The sequence below is a fragment of the Myroides guanonis genome, assembly GCF_900114085.1.
Taxonomy (GTDB): Bacteria; Bacteroidota; Bacteroidia; order Flavobacteriales; family Flavobacteriaceae; genus Flavobacterium; species Flavobacterium guanonis.
Map to the genome: position 1 here is coordinate 214568 of NZ_FORU01000001.1, position 17521 is coordinate 232088.

The 17521-nt window shown below is 31.0% G+C and carries 8 protein-coding genes and 3 tRNA genes; 6 read left to right on the forward strand and 5 right to left on the reverse strand.

The window, feature by feature from the left end; all coding sequences use genetic code 11:
- The first annotated feature begins 260 nt into the window (after nucleotides 1-260).
- The 4 genes from BM024_RS01025 (at nucleotide 261) to BM024_RS01040 (ending at nucleotide 11249) form a co-directional block, all read left to right on the forward strand.
- Nucleotides 261-6839, forward strand: coding sequence for a choice-of-anchor J domain-containing protein (locus tag BM024_RS01025; RefSeq protein WP_090677596.1), 6579 nt, complete (start codon nucleotides 261-263; stop codon nucleotides 6837-6839).
- Nucleotides 6840-7229: 390 nt separating this feature from the next.
- The gene (locus BM024_RS01030) at nucleotides 7230-9443 is read left to right on the forward strand and encodes a TonB-dependent siderophore receptor (protein WP_090677597.1); all 2214 of its coding nucleotides are present in this window, start codon (nucleotides 7230-7232) and stop codon (nucleotides 9441-9443) included.
- A 40-nt stretch (nucleotides 9444-9483) separates the two neighbouring features.
- Nucleotides 9484-10686 (forward strand): PepSY-associated TM helix domain-containing protein, encoded by a 1203-nt coding sequence (locus BM024_RS01035; RefSeq protein WP_090677598.1) that lies wholly within the window; start codon nucleotides 9484-9486, stop codon nucleotides 10684-10686.
- Between the two features lie 92 nt (nucleotides 10687-10778).
- Nucleotides 10779-11249: an OsmC family protein gene (locus BM024_RS01040; protein WP_177190135.1), complete on the forward strand. Its 471-nt coding sequence runs from the start codon at nucleotides 10779-10781 to the stop codon at nucleotides 11247-11249.
- A gap of 137 nt (nucleotides 11250-11386) precedes the next feature.
- Here BM024_RS01040 and BM024_RS01045 read toward each other — a convergent pair whose 3' ends face one another.
- Both BM024_RS01045 and BM024_RS01050 read right to left on the reverse strand, forming a co-directional pair.
- Nucleotides 11387-12034, reverse strand: a complete 648-nt coding sequence (locus BM024_RS01045) for a T9SS type B sorting domain-containing protein (protein ID WP_245753840.1) — start codon at nucleotides 12032-12034, stop codon at nucleotides 11387-11389.
- A 189-nt stretch (nucleotides 12035-12223) separates the two neighbouring features.
- Entirely contained in the window at nucleotides 12224-12793 is a 570-nt protein-coding gene (locus BM024_RS01050) for a hypothetical protein (protein WP_143077696.1), read from the reverse strand.
- A 576-nt stretch (nucleotides 12794-13369) separates the two neighbouring features.
- Between BM024_RS01050 and BM024_RS01055 the strand changes: the two genes are divergently transcribed.
- Nucleotides 13370-13813: a VOC family protein gene (locus tag BM024_RS01055; protein ID WP_090677601.1), complete on the forward strand. Its 444-nt coding sequence runs from the start codon at nucleotides 13370-13372 to the stop codon at nucleotides 13811-13813.
- 75 nt (nucleotides 13814-13888) lie between these two features.
- Here BM024_RS01055 and BM024_RS01060 read toward each other — a convergent pair.
- From BM024_RS01060 to BM024_RS01070, 3 genes are all read right to left on the reverse strand, one after another.
- A tRNA-Met gene (locus tag BM024_RS01060) sits at nucleotides 13889-13962 on the reverse strand.
- Nucleotides 13963-14350: 388 nt separating this feature from the next.
- Nucleotides 14351-14423, reverse strand: a tRNA-Met gene (locus tag BM024_RS01065).
- Between the two features lie 346 nt (nucleotides 14424-14769).
- A tRNA-Met gene (locus BM024_RS01070) sits at nucleotides 14770-14842 on the reverse strand.
- A 550-nt stretch (nucleotides 14843-15392) separates the two neighbouring features.
- On the opposite strand from BM024_RS01070, the gene BM024_RS01075 reads away from it, so the two are divergent.
- Complete coding sequence (locus BM024_RS01075; RefSeq protein ID WP_177190136.1) at nucleotides 15393-17285, forward strand: tetratricopeptide repeat protein; 1893 nt, start codon at nucleotides 15393-15395, stop codon at nucleotides 17283-17285.
- The last annotated feature ends 236 nt before the right edge of the window (nucleotides 17286-17521 follow it).

Sequence of the window (17521 nt, forward strand, 5' to 3'; positions counted from 1 at the left end):
GAGTTTAAAATATATTATTTAACACTTTTAACTCGTATTTATTGCTTGAGTTAATTTTTTTTGAGTTTGAATATTTGTTAAAATATATGTGTGATTTTTATATTTTGTTTAAAATTATAAGTTTTTAAATTAAAATATTAACAATATGTGTACTTTAATTTCTTAATTAAATTATTTTTATATAAATATTAGTATAAAATATTTATAACAAAATTTAAATAAATATATTTGTTAGTATTAAGTAATAAATATAGATAATAATGAAAAATAAACATCTGTTTTCTGAGATTACACTAATTGTGCTGCTTTTTTTGATGACTAATCATATTTTAGCTAACAAGTTTGAACAAGCCAATACAGCAAATCACAAAACTCGGATTCAGAAATCCTACGACCCTCGATTATTTTTCCTTTCTCAACTTAATACTTCTTTTGCATCTGATTGTCCAATACAAGTAACACCCTTTTTCGAAGGATTTAATATTGGTTCTTCAACATTGGATTGCTGGACAATTAAAAATGAGAATAAAGATTTGAGAAAATGGTATGTAACTACTCTTGCACCTAAAGAAGGTGATCAAACAATGCAGTTCTCAGGAATATCGAATAATGATGATTGGCTAATTTCTCCGACATTGAATTTGGATGCTAAAAAAGTATATAAATTAGGATATTCTTATAAGACAGATAGTTTTAACAAGAATGAAATGGAGTTGTCAGCATCTAATTCAGGTATCGATATTGTTGAATTTAATAAAGTTTTAGTCCCTCGAAAAATTGTTAACCATGATAACTGGCAACAAGAAATAGTTTACATTTCTAATTATGGTGGTAATGTTAACCTAGCTTGGCACAACTCAACAAAAGGAGAAACTGAAATTTATTTGGATGAGGTATTTATTAATGAAATTCCTTGTATGGAACCTGTAAATTTGAATACCAAAGATATTTCAACTAATAGTGCTACCTTATTTTGGGAAGATTCTATGAATTCTTCTTGGGAATATCAAGTTCAACCTGTTGGATCTAGTTCCTTTTCAACAACTGGCATTGTTACCACAAAAAATCAAGTCAAAGTAACGCAAGATGTTAATGGTAATAATTTAAAGTCTGGTGAAGCGTATGAATTTTTTGTGAGAGCGAAGTGTTCATCTACTGTTAATGGGGAGTGGATAGGTCCATTTTTATTTAGTATTTCTTGTAATGCTCAATCTATTCCTTTTAAAGAGGGGTTTAATAGCGATTCTACATCTTTAAATTGTTGGAGATTAATTGATAATAATAGAGATGAGTTTGAAATAAAAAATAATATTTGGAGTTTTTCAAATACTAATTTTCACGAAGGTGATGGGGTTAGTTCTTTTAAAAGTCCATTTCCTAATAAGACCAATGATGATTGGTTAATTTCTCCAACGTTTAGTTTGGATGGAGGTGTTTATGCACTAACTTATTACTATAAAACGTCCATATATAATGATAATGAGTTTGAGGTACTTCTTTCTCAAAATGGCAACGACCCCGTTGATTTTACAACTGTATTAGAGCCTAAGTCTAAAAAAAATGGCAATCTCTATAAAAAGAAAGTTCTTTTCATTCAAGGAATAAACTCTTATGTAAACATAGCTTGGCATGCTAATGGTGAAGGGAAATCTGATATTTATATAGACCTTGTAACCTTAGAAAAGGTTCCATGTGCATCACCTGAAGATGAAATAGAAATTAGTCAAATAGGAATAGATAGGGCAACTTTAAAATGGACTGATGCAAATAGTGAAAAATGGGAGTATTTTGTTAGACCCTCTGGGTCTAGTTTACCACCGTCTAAAAGTGGAACAGTTACAAGCAATAAAGAGGTTACTGTAACAAAAACGTCTGAAACAGGTTCACCTATCCTTTTACCTGATTCATGGTATGATTTTTTTATTAGAGGTAATTGTGGAGGTGGTGAATCTAGTTTATGGATTGGACCTATTTCTTTCAAGACGGATTGTGTTTCTTTTAATATCCCTTTTTGGGAAGGGTTTAATTTTGATTCTACTTCTGTAAATTGTTGGACTATAGTAGACAATAATAAAGATTCATTTGAGGGACTTAGTTCTAATCTATTTGGTTTAGTTAATTTTAAAAACTTTGAAGGTACTAGGTGTATGAGTTTTGTTGGAAGTAATTCAAGTACAAAACATGACGACTGGTTGATATCTCCGAGTTTTACTTTAGAAGCTAATAAATTTTATAGATTGAAATACCATTATAAGTCAGAATTAAATTATAGTGATTTTGAAGTGCTTTTATCTGATAATGGAACTGATTTAAGTAATTTCAAAAAGGTTTTGATTAAAAAAGAAAAAGGTGTTTCTAATGATTGGCAAGAGGAAGTTATAGTTATCAAAGGGTTCAATGGAAATGCAAAGATTGCATGGCATAATTTTACTAACAATTATGTTACTAAATTATTTATAGATAATGTTTTCTTGGAAGAGATTGTTGGCTGTCCTGAGCCTGTAAATTTAGGGGTAGAATATCTAAATAATACAACTATCTTTTGGTCTGATGAATTCGGTAAAGATTGGGAGTATTATGTGCAAAAATCAGGTGGAGTAACTCCAACAACTAAGGGAGTTCCTACTGTAGTTAAGAAAAATATTATTAGTAATGATTATCTTGGAAAACCGTTGGAATCTAATGTGGAATATGAATTCTACGTAAGAACTAAGTGCGATAATGGAGAATTTAGTGTATGGGTTGGTCCCTACAAATTTAGGATCCCATGTAGTGTTTATTCTACTGCTTTTTGGGAAGGATTTAATACTAGTTCTAAATCATTTAAATGTTGGACGATATTGGATAACAATATGGATGCCTCTGATCCTATTGGAGAAGATATTTGGAAAAGATCAAATACCGATAAATATGAAGGGAATTTTGGGATGCAATATGTCTCTACAAAAACAGAGTCTGATGATTGGTTAATTAGTCCAACCATTGAACTTGAAAAAAACAAACTATACAGGCTTAAGTATCACTTTAAAACAACTACTAAAAATGCTAATAGTGATTTTGAATTGTTGGCTTCAAATACTGGAATAAAACCAGAAAATTTTAATATAGAAATCATTAAAAATCAAACTTATCAAATAGATATATTTCAGGAGAATATAATTTTCATTAAAAACCTAGATGGTGAAGTTAATTTAGCTTGGCACGTAAAAGGAGAAGGGGCTAAGAATATTTATTTGGATAATGTTTTTATTCAGGAAGTTACAGGATGTCCAGAACCTTTAAATATAGATGTTAAAGAAGTTAAAGCAAAAGAAGTTACAGTTAATTGGACAGATGATTTTAATGCTGATGAGTGGGAATATTATGTGCAAACAAAAGGTTCTCCACTTCCACCTAGTAATGGGACAAAAACTAAAACTAAAGATAATATTATAACAAAGGATCAATTAGGAAAAACTCTTGAACCTAATTCGGAATACGAATTCTATGTCCGTACTGATTGTGGTAATGGTACTTATAGTATCTGGACAGGACCTTTCTATTTCCATACTGAATGCGATATATATTCTATTCCTTTCATGGAGAATTTCAATACAGATTCTAAAACTTTAGATTGTTGGTCTATTATTGACAATAATAATGACTTTTATGCAGATTGGGGGATAAATAAATGGGCACTTAATAAAGGCTTTTATTATGAAGGGGATCAATCTATGGTTATTGTGGGAATTGATATTTATGGTGGGGTAGTAGAAAATGACGATTGGTTAATATCTCCTAGTATTGTAATGGATAATAGTGATTACGTTTTGAAATATCATTATAAAACAAATGCATGGGATGGTGGTGGTTTTGAAGTGTTATTATCTAAAGATGGGACTTCAATAGATAAATTCATCAAAGAAATCGTAAAAGAAAAATACTATACAAATGATACATGGAAAGAAGAAGTAGTGTTTTTTAAAGGGACTGCTGGTATTATTAATCTTGCATGGCATATGAATTTTATAGGTATATCAGAAATTAATATTGATAAAATTACATTGAAAAAGGTAGAGAACTGTCCAGAACCATATCATATCGTTAAAAGTAATCAAACAACTAGTAGTATTGATTTAGAATGGGAACAAGATGGAGGCATAACAAGTTGGGAAGTCATTGTCGTGAAATATGGAGAGGATTCAACAGCTATTCCTTTGCAATCATTTACCGTTACAGGGTCTCCAAAAACTACTGTTAATGGACTTTCACAAGGTGGCGCTTATACTATTTTTGTTAGAGCAAAATGTACAGATGGAAAGTCAAACAGTGATTGGTCTACATCTGTTGACGTTGCAATTGAAATAGGACCTAATGATGATTGTAATGGTGCTATTACCATTCCCGTTAATACGGGAGTGGAATGTGAGAAAACGGTTATAGGTTCTATTTTTGGCTCTACAAAATCCACGACTATTGTACCATCATGTAAACCCTCTAGTTTTGAAAATGATGTCTGGTTTGAGTTTACAGCATTATCCGAAGCACATTTGTTGAGTTTAAAAGATTTTGCAAGTGTTTCAGGTATTACTCCGATTTTTATGTCTGCTGCTTTGTACGATGTTCCTTGTAGTTCTATAACATCTAGTGCATTAGCTTGTTATGAATTCTCTAAAGGATCAGTTAGAACCGTTTTAAGTGATCTTACTCCTGGTAAAAAGTATTATCTGCGTTTTGGTGTCGCTGAACCTAATCTTGATTATGTATTCAATATTTGTATTACTACTTCTGAATATTCTCCAACAGAGGTTACCCCAAGTGGAGGTACTTATACGGTAGAAGAATTAGTGAGTGAGGTATTGATAAAATCAAATTGTGATTTAGTTTCTAACATAAGATATCAAAATGGTGACGGAGGAGTTAAAGCTATGAGTTATAATACGTTGGGGTACTTTAATAAGAAAAATTCTGATTTTCCTTTTGAAGAGGGGATTGTTTTATCAACTAATGAAGCTCAATATATAGAAGGACCCTATAAAGGTCCAGGTGCATGGAGAGGAAATAATGATCAGAGATGGGCAGGTGATATAGATATTAATAATGCTATTGATGATTCTGGAGGTGGTCCATATTCTGACAAAAGAGTTACTCAGATAGAATTCGATTTCATACCTATTAAAGAAGAGATAAAATTCGACTATTTGTTTGCCTCGAATAGCTATCATGAGGAATGTGGAGAAGTTTGTAGTACAGGAGCATTGTTTGCTGCATGGCTTGTGGATACTACAACCGGTCAGGGAGAAAATCTTGCTAAAGTTCCTGAGACAAATATTCCAATTGCAATTAATACTATAAGGGATGTTCAAAAATCTGGAGCGATATTTTGTGAGAGTATACATTCAAAATGGTTTGATAAGTATTACGATAATGAAACCGCTATTGATGCAGGAGTAGATTTTGCAGGTTTAACTAAACCAATGAGTTCAGAGTTGGTTAAAGTAGTTCCAGGGAGAAAATATCATATCAAACTTGCTGTAATAGATTTTTGTCCGAATGTTAATCATTCATCTGCAGTTTTCTTTAATGCAGGTAGTTTTGATTTAGGGAATTTGGATTTGGGGGCAGATTTGTTAGTAGAGAATGGAACTGCTTTATGTGGTGGGGAAGCTAGAATTATAAAAACTGGGCTTGGAGATGATGATGTTACAATTAAATGGTATCAAGATGAGATAGAGATCGTTGGAGAAAATCAACCAGATTTAGAAGTGAGTGAAACTGGGAATTATAAAGTTATAGCCCATTATGATGCTATTAATTGTGATGTTATTGGCGAGATTAAAGTAGAGATTTTTCCTAAGATTTCTACGGTTGTCCATAAACCTTTAAAAATCGAAGTATGTGAAAAATCATTAAGTGAGATAATTATCGAACTTACTGAAAGTGAGTCTAATATGTTTTCTGATGTTGATGGAAATAATTATGATGTTAGTTATTATAACGAGAAAGAATTAGCTGATTTAGAAAGCAATCCTATAAATACGCTATATTATTTCGATCAGTCTAAAGGAGATACTGTTATATATGTACGTGTTGAAGATAAAATAACTGGTTGTATGGAGGTATTTGAATTGCCTATTGTTATAGTTAATGGTGAGGTTCCAATTCAACGTGAGGATGTGGTAGTTTGTGAAAGTTATACATTTCCTGATTTAGAGGACAATCAATCATATTATTCTAGTTCAAAGGGCGAAGGGGTACAATATAGACAAGGCAGTATCTTAGAGGGGCAAGGTGAGCATCAGATTTACATCTTACAAAGAAATGATGAAAAAGGATGTTATGAGGAAATTTCTTACTATGTAACAATTACTGAAGCAGTAGATGCACGTAGATTTAAAGATAGAGAGCTCAGCTGTGAGTTGTATCAATTGCAACCTTTACCTAAAAATAGTAGATATTATTTAAAACCTAATGGAGAGGGGGAACCGTTAATAGAGGGAAGTTTTGTATTGGAAACGCAAAAGATTTATGTCTATGCTGTTTCAGAGGACGGTGTTTGTATTGATGAAAGTAGCTTTACAATTTCTTACCAAGAATGTCCGATTCCTAAAGGTATTTCTCCTAATGGAGACGGTATTAATGATGCTTTAGATCTTACTGCACACAGAGTGAGAAGCTTGAAAATATTCAATCGTTTTGGAACTGAGGTTTACTCATATGTATCTGGATATACAAATGAATGGGTAGGACAGGATAAACAAGGAAATAAATTACCAGATGGAACTTATTTCTATGTTGTTATTACGGGAGACAATGGTGGAGAGAATACGAGAAGTGGATGGGTTCAAATCAATAGATAAATGATTATGTCTTGATTTTTTAAATAGAATATATTTTTTAAACATCTAAAAACCATCTCTAAATTTGAGGTGGTTTTTTTAATCTTGAAATTATTTTTATGAAATTATCGATTAAAGGTAGTTGTTAAAAAGCTTAATTTTTATTGATAAGTTTTGTTTTTGTAGTTTAAGTATAAAGTTAAAATAACAATGTTTTAGTTTTTCAGTATAATTAATTTTTCTGTTTTGTTGTATTAATTTTTATTTTGACGTTTTATGATGTCTTATTATTATCAAAGTGGGTGATTTTGTGATTATAATACATCTTGTATTTTATTTATTTTTTAAAATTTACTCACTTGTTTTAATTTAGAATAATTAAAAATAATACATTTGTGAAAATTTTATCACATGAAAATAACAATTACTTTGATTTCAATATTGTGTGCTTGTGTTGCTAATGCACAGGAAAAAGATTCCATACAAGCATATAAATTTGATGAATTTATTATTAACGCTAAATACTATAAAAAGTATGTTGAAAGGGAAGGATCTTCTTCTTTGAGGCTTAATGAAGAACTAATTAAAATCCCTCAAAATATTTCGGTTATTACGAGTCGAGCATTAGAAGATCAACAAGTAACTACTCTGAGTGATGGTGTGTTAAGAAATGTTGCGGGAGCTCAAAGACTTGAACACTGGGGAGATATGTACACAAGGGTAAATATGAGAGGTTCTAGAGCTGCCGCTTTTTTTAATGGAGTAAATGTTACTTCTAATTGGGGGCCTTTGAGTGAAGATATGAGTTATGTTGATCATATTGAATTTATTAAAGGACCTTCTGGCTTTCTCATGTCTAATGGTGAACCAAGTGGTATTTATAATATAGTTACAAAAAAACCTACGGGAAATTCCACAAATGGACATGCTCGTCTTACTTTGGGAAGTTTTGATATGTTTCGTGGAGAGATTGATTTAGATTCTAAAATTACAGATAAAGTAGCTTTTCGTCTAAATCTTATGGCTCAAAATAAAAATAGTTTTAGAAAATATGAGTTCAACGATAGGTATATTATTAATCCGTCTTTAAGATTTTTACTGACAGAGAAAACAACCTTAACAACTGAATATATATATCAGAAAGCAAGAATGTCAGAAGTAGGTTCTGCTTATGTTTTTAGTTTTGGTGGTTATGCAACAAAACCGATTGATTATACACTTACCGATCCTGGAATTGCACCGACTCAAATAGACAATCACACTATAAACATAAATCTCCAACATCAGTTTAATGATGATTGGAAGTTAACGAGTCAACTTACTTATTTGAATGAGTATACTTTGGGAAGTGATTTATGGCCGAGTATGTTTACACCAGATGGAAAGATGATTAGGAATTTGAATTTTTGGGAAGCTAGTAATGTGATGAAGTTTGGGCAGATATTTTTGAATGGAGTTTTTCGTACGGAAGGAGTTTCTCATACTATACTTACTGGACTTGATTTAGGTTCTAAAACTTATTTAGCAGATTGGAGTCAAAGTGGAGCAATTGATAAATTTAATGCTCAGGGTAATTTTAATCCGACGGATAATGTAATTCCAGATTATAGTTATTGGTATGATCTTAATAACAATGAGATATATGGAAAACCAAATAACGGTTATCCAGTGTTTGATGGTAGTACTCCTTTAAAAGAAAGAGCGACACCATATGGTACTATTGAACAGGTTTATACTGGTTTGTATATACAAGACGAATTAGGTTTTTTTGAAGATGCATTGAGATTGACTTTAGCTGCTCGATATACAAACGTGCGTCAATCTGCTTATGGAGGTACAGAAGAGAAAGCTGAGAAAATTACACCTCGAATTGGTTTAAGTTATTCGATTGATAACAATACGTCTATATATGCTTTGTTTGATCAAGCTTTTGTTCCACAGGCTGGTTTTTTTAGAAACGGAGGAGAAGTTAAACCACTGACGGGGAACAATATGGAAGTTGGATTGAAACGAGATTGGTATGGAGGGAAATGGAATACCACTTTATCTCTTTATAATATTGAAAAGAAAAATGGGATTACAGCAGATCCAACTAACACAATCAATGAACAGTTTTCTGTGGTTCTGGGGGCTACTAGAGTTCAAGGTGTTGAATTTGAGCTGAAAGGTGAAATAGCAAATGGGTTTAACGCTATACTTAATTATGCCTTTACTGAAAATAAAGTAACAAAGTCAAATACACCTGAGTATGTTGTTGGGGATCGCATTCCCGGTTATGCGAAGCATACTATTAATGGCTGGTTGAATTATATGGTTACTGATGGAGATTTAGCAGGATTAGGTTTGAGTTTTGGTGGGTCTTATTTGGGAGATAGAAGTACGTGGGATTGGGGGAGTGCTGGATCTCCATTAGAAATGGATGATTATGTAAAATTTGATGCAGGATTGTCTTGGGAAAATTCAAATATTAGAGTGAATCTGAATGTGTTTAATGTGTTTGATAAATATTTATATAGTGGGAGCGGGTATAGTTTCTTACAACCTGACGGATCTTATAAAGGAGGATATTATTATCAAGCAGAAGCACCTAGAAACTGGAGACTGTCACTGACTTATAAATTTTAATAAAAGTGTATGCTTTTAATATGTATATTTTACTATTGACATGACGGATAAAAAAAGAAAAAAACAGAGTTTGTTTAAAAAATGGTCAGCCAAACTGCATTTGTGGTTGGGTTTATCTGTTGGATTATTGGTTTTTGTAATTTCTATAACCGGAGCTATTTATGTTTTTAAGGATGAAGTTGAGAGACTTATTCGCAGAGAAGTTATCTATCATAAGGAAGAAAATATAGGAAATAAGTCTGTTTTACCTATTCGTGAAATGGAGAAACTTGTGCAAAATCAAGTACAAGAGAAATATCCAATACATTGGGTTGATGTTCCACTGGATAAAAAAATGTCTTACCGCTTTAATTATTACGAGAGTGATCCCAGTCCAGAAGTTTGGAATTATTTTCAAGAACTAGTAATTTATAAAACAGCATATGTAAATCCTTTTACTGGAGAAGTTCTAGCTGTTTATGATGAGAAAAACAGCTTTTTTAATATCGTTAAATTCATTCACTGGAGTTTTTTATTGAAGGCAGATTGGGGAACTTATGTTGTTGGAATACCGACTTTGATATTTTTCGTGATGCTTATTACAGGAATTGTCCTTTGGTGGCCTAAGAATAAATCTGCGAGAAAGCAACGCTTTTGGTTCCGTTGGAAGAATAGTACTAAATGGAGACGAAAAAATTATGACTTACATAGTATCCTCGGTTTTTATGCGTCATTTATTGTAATTGTTATTGCTATAACTGGATTGTTTTATGCTTTCACATTCATCCAAATGATAGTTTATTTTGTGTTTTCAGGTGGGGAAACGACATATCCCGATTTTTCAAATTATAAAACCGAAGCACCTGTAGAGCTAAGAGATATGGGCACTTTAGATAAAGTATCAAAAACTATTGAAGAACTTTATCCAAATGCGTATACTTATAGTTTAGATTTAGGATATGAACATTTAGATGACCACGAACATCCAAATTTTGAAATTTATGTAAAGCATCTTTCTTACTCTTATCACAAAAGCAGTAGCTTAATTTTTGATGAGAATTCAGGGGAGTTATTGCATAAACATGATCATGAAGATAAAGATTTAGGAGAAAAAATGGTTAGCGCGAACTATGATATTCATGTTGGAGCTATTTTTGGAATATGGACTAAAATATTAGCTTTTATTATTAGTATTATTTGTGCTTCTTTACCAGTTACTGGTTTTTTAGTTTGGTGGGGAAGGAGAAAAAAGGAGAAAAAATAATTTGATTTTTAAGGTTTGGAAATAAAGGTGTTTGTTTTTTAATTTTATTAGCTACTCTGTACAAACATAATAATGCTTATTTTTGAATAAAAATGATTTTAAAACATCTTTTTAAAGTTGCTTTGAGATGGTCTTCCGAAAGGGAAATTGAAGGTATATCTAACAAGCGTTTCGTTAAAAATCATTCTATTTCTATAGATGGGAAACCAGATATAAATATTTCTGCGGCTAAGGCTTTTAAGGGGGATGCGTCTTTATATAATCCTGAAGATCTAATATTAAGTAGTTTAGCCTCTTGTCACATGATGTCTTATTTGTATTGTTGTTCTCAAAATGGGATATCAATAGCTAATTATAAGGATGATGCGGAAGCTTTTTTAGAGGTTAATGATGATGGGAGTGGTCGAATAGTGAAAGTTATATTAAATCCAATTGTTACGGTTTCAGATTCAAATATGATTGAATTAGCTCTCTCTTTACATAAAAAAGCAAACGAACTCTGCTTTATTGCAAATTCATGTAATTTCCCAGTTGTGCATTTTCCCAGTTGTCTTGTAATCTAGTATCTAAGAATTGGTTGTCATTTTTACAGGTTCCATAAAACACAAAGTCCTATTCATTGAATAGGACTTTTTATGTTATCGTTATTGGGATCTAGAAGACTTTGTCATTCTATCACCCCATAACTTCCTAACTATATTTATCTATTAATTTGTACCCAACCGGTTCTAGTTGCTCCTCGAGAAATGACTACATAGTAGTACGTTCCATCAGGTAGTCCTTTACCGTTTTTATCTTGACCCATCCATTCGTTGGTATATCCTACACCATATGAATAGACTTCAGAACCATAACGATTATAAATTTTCAGGTCTAAAACACCATGATTACTTAGATCAAATTTGTCATTAACTCCATCTCCGTTTGGAGAAATTCCTTTTTGAATAGGACATTCTTCATACTTAACAGTAAAACTACTTTCATCTATACACAGTTCGTCTTCTGAGTTCGCATAAACATAAACAGTTTGTTCAAATCGAAGTATTGTTCCTACTTGTAGTTCAAAACCTCCACCAGATGGACCTCCAGATTTAGTGAAATATCTATTGTTCGGTGATAATGGCGCAAGAATGTATAAATGACAATCTCTGACTTCATCTTCAAAGACATCCGCTTTTACTGATTCTGTTATAGAAACTATATACTTTATTTCTTCGTAACATCCCTCTTCACCATTGCGTTGTAAAACATAAATAGTGTGGTTACCTGATTCGTTCAGGATATCTCCTGCTTTATATTGTTTTCCTTTTGCTCCCTCTTCAGAATAATAAAATTGATTCCCTTCCAATGGGGGGAAAGTATAAGTAGCGCAAATAGAAATATCTTCACGAGCTGTTGGAAATTCACCATTTTGTATTTCTATATCGAAATAAAATACTTCGTGACATCCTGTACGCTTATCTTCTACACGTATATAAAAGGTAGTGTTCTCCTTAGATTCAAATTCTATAACTGTTGAAATTTATTGCTTTTTGATTTAGCCAGCATTAAAAAGTATTTTTTTCATACCTAGACCACCCGAAATCGAACTTGTCGGATCAGAGTCATATAATAAAGTAGCTCCTGTAATTGCAGTAGCCCAACTTAATGCACCTGTTCCAAAATCTGTATCGGTAACTTCTTTAAGGTATAGTTTGAAGTTAGGGGATCCGGCACTAGGGTCGGGTAGGGAACCTAACCTTTTAAAATTAATAGATTTCAATTCTTGACCAGTCAGACCAACTAATTGAGTTGCTGGATAAATTACAGCAGTTCGACTAGTTGCATTAGCGTTAGCAGTGCTGTTCATTGGTCCATAATTGGTTGTTGCTATGTCTCTAAGACAAGTTCCTGCGACCTGAAAATTTTCTGTAGAAGTTGACGTACTTACAACCGTAGTAAAGGTATAATAGGGTTGAAGTGTTAAATCAGGTGCATACGTTTGCCGCTGCCACATGGGGTAATTGTGAATGTGCTCAACTAAATTTGTTATAGCGTGACTACTATTAGTGATAAATAGAGCAACTACTATGACTTGTTTAGTGAGAAATAATGTAAAGTTCCTCATAATTTAGTAATATAATTTGTTAGCTTGGCTCTAAGTTAGTGTTTAAATTTGCTTTTAATTGTCATTTTTTGTTAAAGAAACGTATGTTTGTTGTTTTTTGGTTCGTTTATCTGATTTTTTTTATATTCTGTGTATTATTTTTGTTTCATTTTAGTTAAAAAACACGATATGCTTAGTTATAAGAGGTTAATAGTGGATGTATATTTTTTTGAGTGTTAAATAATGTTATTTTTAATGATGAGTAATTATAATAAACTTCAATTGTAAGAGATTTTGATTTTTAGTAGTATTGGTTTGAGGAATATTAATGATAAATGGATTATTAAATTTAGATATTAAATAAGAGTTTATTTTGTTATTGTGTATATGTATTAATCTTTTGAGATATGAATGATTTTTCTCCATAGTTTTTAATAGTAAAGGTTGGGAAAAATGTATACATTGTATTGATTATTAGTGTGATGGATGTAAATGTTAGTGAATGAATTATTGTTTCCACCTAATCTAGTGTTGAGATTTTCGAAATTGAAGCTAAGATTGGAATTGAGAGTAACTAATCAATAAAATAATATAATTATGGCTAAAATTAATTTGTACTTAAATTTTAACGGAAACTGTGAAGAAGCTTTTTTATTTTATGCGGATGTATTTAAAACCTCCGTTAATGGAACATATCGATATGGGGATATGCCAATAGAACCTAATATGCCTTCACTTTCTGAAGAGAATAAAAAAAAGATTCTTCATACTTCTATAGGATTGAAGGATAATACTATGTTGATGGGGTCTGATGTAGTTGAAGGGTATGGGGGGAAGCTAATCCAAGGTAATAGTACCTACATTATGTTGGATGTCAATTCTATTGAAGAAGCTAATACTTATTACGATGCTTTGTCTAAAGAAGCCAGAGTTTTAGAAATGAAATTAGGAGAAACTTTCTTTGCTGAAAGGTTTGCTTCTTTACAAGATAAGTTTGGTATTTATTGGATGATTCATTTTGAAGGATCAAAAAAAATGTAATCAAATATATTATCAGGATATCGAAGTGTAGTAAAACAAAAAAGGACATAATATAAAATTATGTCCTTTTTTTTGTAGCGAAGACGGGAGTTGAACCCGTGACCTCAGGGTTATGAATCCTGCGCTCTAACCAACTGAGCTACCTCGCCATTTATAGTCTACATTGCTTGTCCAATGCGGGTGCAAATATAAAACAAAAAGATTATAAAACAAGGCATCGTGTCAAATTATATAGTCTTTTTAAATTTTTACATTAAGAGTTTATGAGGTGTTTAGTTATTCAATTATCTTTTCCTTTGATTTATAGGTAATTGCCATTTATTATAGTAGTTGGATAATTGCGATAAAAATCTATAATCTTGATTATTTTATTTTTTTACCAAGTTAAACAATCTGTGATATAGGATTTAAAGTAGGATGATAGATTTTGTTTTCTTAATTGAGAAGGAAACTCTTTTTTTAGATATAAATGTATTGTCTGTAATTAAGGAAAAGGTAAAAAAAAAGGAGATTCTTTTTTAAGAATCTCCTACTTTGTAGCGGGAACAGGACTCGAACCTGTGACCTTCGGGTTATGAGCCCGACGAGCTGCCTACTGCTCTATCCCGCGCTATCGTGGTGCAAATATAGAACTTAATTGTACCATAAAACAACTTATTCTAAGGTATTTTAATTTTAATGTATAAGTATCTGTTTAGTAGTGAACTATATTGTGAAGAGAGGTTGGGTATTTTAAATTAGAGTTGAATTAATAGATCAAATATCCAAATTTACGCGTATTTAGGTAATATGATTCTTGCAGAGTGACAGATAGTTTCCAATAGAATAAAAGATAATGATTAAGAAATTAGAATAGGTTTCGATTGTTGAAGTAGTACTTTCGAAAAAGAAGATGATTTATTCTCAGAACAAAGTAAAAAAAAAAGGAGATTCTTTTTTAAGAATCTCCTACTTTGTAGCGGGAACAGGACTCGAACCTGTGACCTTCGGGTTATGAGCCCGACGAGCTGCCTACTGCTCTATCCCGCGCTATCGTGGTGCAAATATAGAACTTAATTGAACTATAAAACAACTTATTTCATAATATTTTTTGTTTTAATATATAAAATACTGATAATGTTTGCTTTATGTTCGTTTTTTATATATGTTTTTAATTTATATAGTGTTGTTTAACATCTTATTACACTTAATGTTTAATAGAAAAACTCTTTAAGTAGTAAAATCAAACAATTAATTTCTTTCATCTTAATACTTTTGAAATTAATGTATATAGTATAGTAATATTTCCACATGCGGTTTTTAAATTAGAAAGTATTTCATTTTTTCCTTCAGGTTTATGAGTTGTGTTTAAAGCATTGATTTTGAAAATTACAATTTTACTATTTTTATAACTAGTTTAATGGTGATAAGCTTAATAGCATTTAATTCATATTTTTATAATTGTTAATAAAAACATAATTCTTTTTATATTAGCATAAGCTATATAAAAAGAAGGTTAGAGTTTCTGAATATGTTTTTAGTTCAACTCTATGATTTTAAGAGACTATTGCTTATTAACTATTTACTTTCTATAAAATGTATGAAGACAACTTCTATCTATAAGGTTTCTACTATTATTCTGAGTTTACTGATTTTATGTTTTTTATTTGTTTTTGCTTATGAGAAAGGCTACTTAAAGCGTTTTACAAAAGAAAAAATGGATATCGGGAGTGATACTTTTATATATAAAAAGGAGCTAGATTCACTGCTTAAATTTAAAGACAATCAAGCCTTTGATAGAATTAACATGTATTTAAAAGCAGCAATTCGTTCTAAGGATAGCCTACAAATTGCTAATTTGTATTTTTATAAAGCTGTTTCACAAAAGCAATGGGGAAAACAAGAAGATAGTACTGAAATCTATTTTAATAATGTATTTAGGTTTACAAACAATTTTAGGAATCCAAAATTAATAGCAAAGACCAAATATAAGTTGGGGGTATTTTATTTAGATAAGCACAATTATCCAATGAGCTTAAATAATTTTTTAGAGGCAGAAGAATTTTATAAAAATTCTAGAACTGATGATACTATGCTTGGAAATGTCTTTAATATGTTAGGAAGCTTTTATACCCTTACAGGAGAACTTGATAGTGGTATTGCATATCATCATAAGGCTTTTAAACTTTTCAAAGGAAGTAACGATTCTTTGGCTTTGGCGGCTCATTATGCTAACATAAGTAAAGCTTACCAATCTTCAGGTGATTTTGATAAAGCTATTGAATCTTTAGAACTAGCAAGTTTACTCTTTGAAAAGAAGTTGGATACAATTGGTTGGACAAATTGTTTGGTAGATTTATCAAACACAAGTTTAGGGCTCAAGAAATATGAAGAATCTAGAAAATATATAGAAAAAGCTTTCGAATTAGCTTTATTAACTGAAGATTCTGTTTCACAAGGCCATATATTACTGCATATTGGAAATATAGATAGGGAGGAAAGGAATTTAAAAAAAGCCTTAAATAATTACTTAAGGGGGTTGGAACTTGCAAAAAGTAAATATGTTGAACAAATTGATTTATATGTCTTAAAAAACATTGCAGATATTTATGCAAAGAATGGTCAGTTTACTCAAGCTTATCCTTATATGAATAGATATTATACACTAAAAGATAGTATTAGTGGGGAGGGGATTCGCAATAAAATAAGTGCGTTGCAACATGATACAAAAATAAAAGAACAAAAGGCAGAGCAAGACTTTGAAAAACAACGTTATCAAAATATTGTTTTGGTCTACAGTATTGTTATTCTGTTTTCTCTTTTTTTAATTCTTTCTATGTGGCTACTGTATAGAAATAAAGTGAAATCGTTACGTATTTCTAGAATGAAGAACAATAGACTTGAAGAAAAAGTCAAGACAGAGAAAGAGTTATTAAAACTTCAAAACAATCAATATAAAAAGGAAATTGAAGCTAAAGCACAGTTACAAAAGCTCGAGTCTCAACAATTCGAATTTGAGTTACAATCAAAAAGAGAATTAGAGATTCTAAAGTCAAAACAGTTTGAAATGGAAATGGATGCGAAGAACAGAGAACTAGTTGGTATTAATCTGCAATTGCTCTCCAAAAATAAAATGGTTGATGAAATAGAAGAAATCGTTAAGAAAAAGTCTGACAATATGGAGAGTTCTTTTAACGAATTAAAAAATACTATTCGTATGAATAGAAATCAAGACGAAGATTGGGAACAGTTTAAAAAGGTTTTTGAGAAGATACACCCTGATTTTTTTGAAATTCTTATTGAAGAGTATCCTAATCTTACCAAAACTGAAATTAGAGTTTGTGCATATATTAGAATCAAAATGGGGATTGACCAAATCGCTGATTTGTTAAATGTAAGTCATCAAAGTGTTATAACTAGTAGATATCGTATAAGAAAGAAAATTCAGTTAAAAAGAGAAGAAGATCTCGATGAATTTATTCGTCGTATTTGATGTTTTTATAAATCATAAATTAAACGTAATAGTTGAAATCTGCTTTTTATTCTGAATTATCATTATTTCAATAATATTTATGTGATTCTTGTTTTTGTTATATAAGATTGATTATTAGTCTGTTGTTTTGAATATTAGAAGTGTTTAGACTATTGAGTGACTATGATTTGTCTATTGTTAATAATTACATAAATTAACATTTCATCATTAGTTTTGTTTTTAGCAATTACAGTGAA

Bases quoted from the DNA above. Each gene is read 5' to 3' on its own strand.
- BM024_RS01075 (WP_177190136.1), top strand. From the start codon at position 15,393: ATGAAGACAACTTCTATCTATAAGGTTTCTACTATTATTCTGAGTTTA.
- BM024_RS01050 (WP_143077696.1), bottom strand. From the start codon at position 12,793: ATGAGGAACTTTACATTATTTCTCACTAAACAAGTCATAGTAGTTGCT.
- BM024_RS01025 (WP_090677596.1), top strand. From the start codon at position 261: ATGAAAAATAAACATCTGTTTTCTGAGATTACACTAATTGTGCTGCTT.
- BM024_RS01035 (WP_090677598.1), top strand. From the start codon at position 9,484: ATGACGGATAAAAAAAGAAAAAAACAGAGTTTGTTTAAAAAATGGTCA.
- BM024_RS01040 (WP_177190135.1), top strand. From the start codon at position 10,779: ATGATTTTAAAACATCTTTTTAAAGTTGCTTTGAGATGGTCTTCCGAA.
- BM024_RS01030 (WP_090677597.1), top strand. From the start codon at position 7,230: ATGAAAATAACAATTACTTTGATTTCAATATTGTGTGCTTGTGTTGCT.
- BM024_RS01055 (WP_090677601.1), top strand. From the start codon at position 13,370: ATGGCTAAAATTAATTTGTACTTAAATTTTAACGGAAACTGTGAAGAA.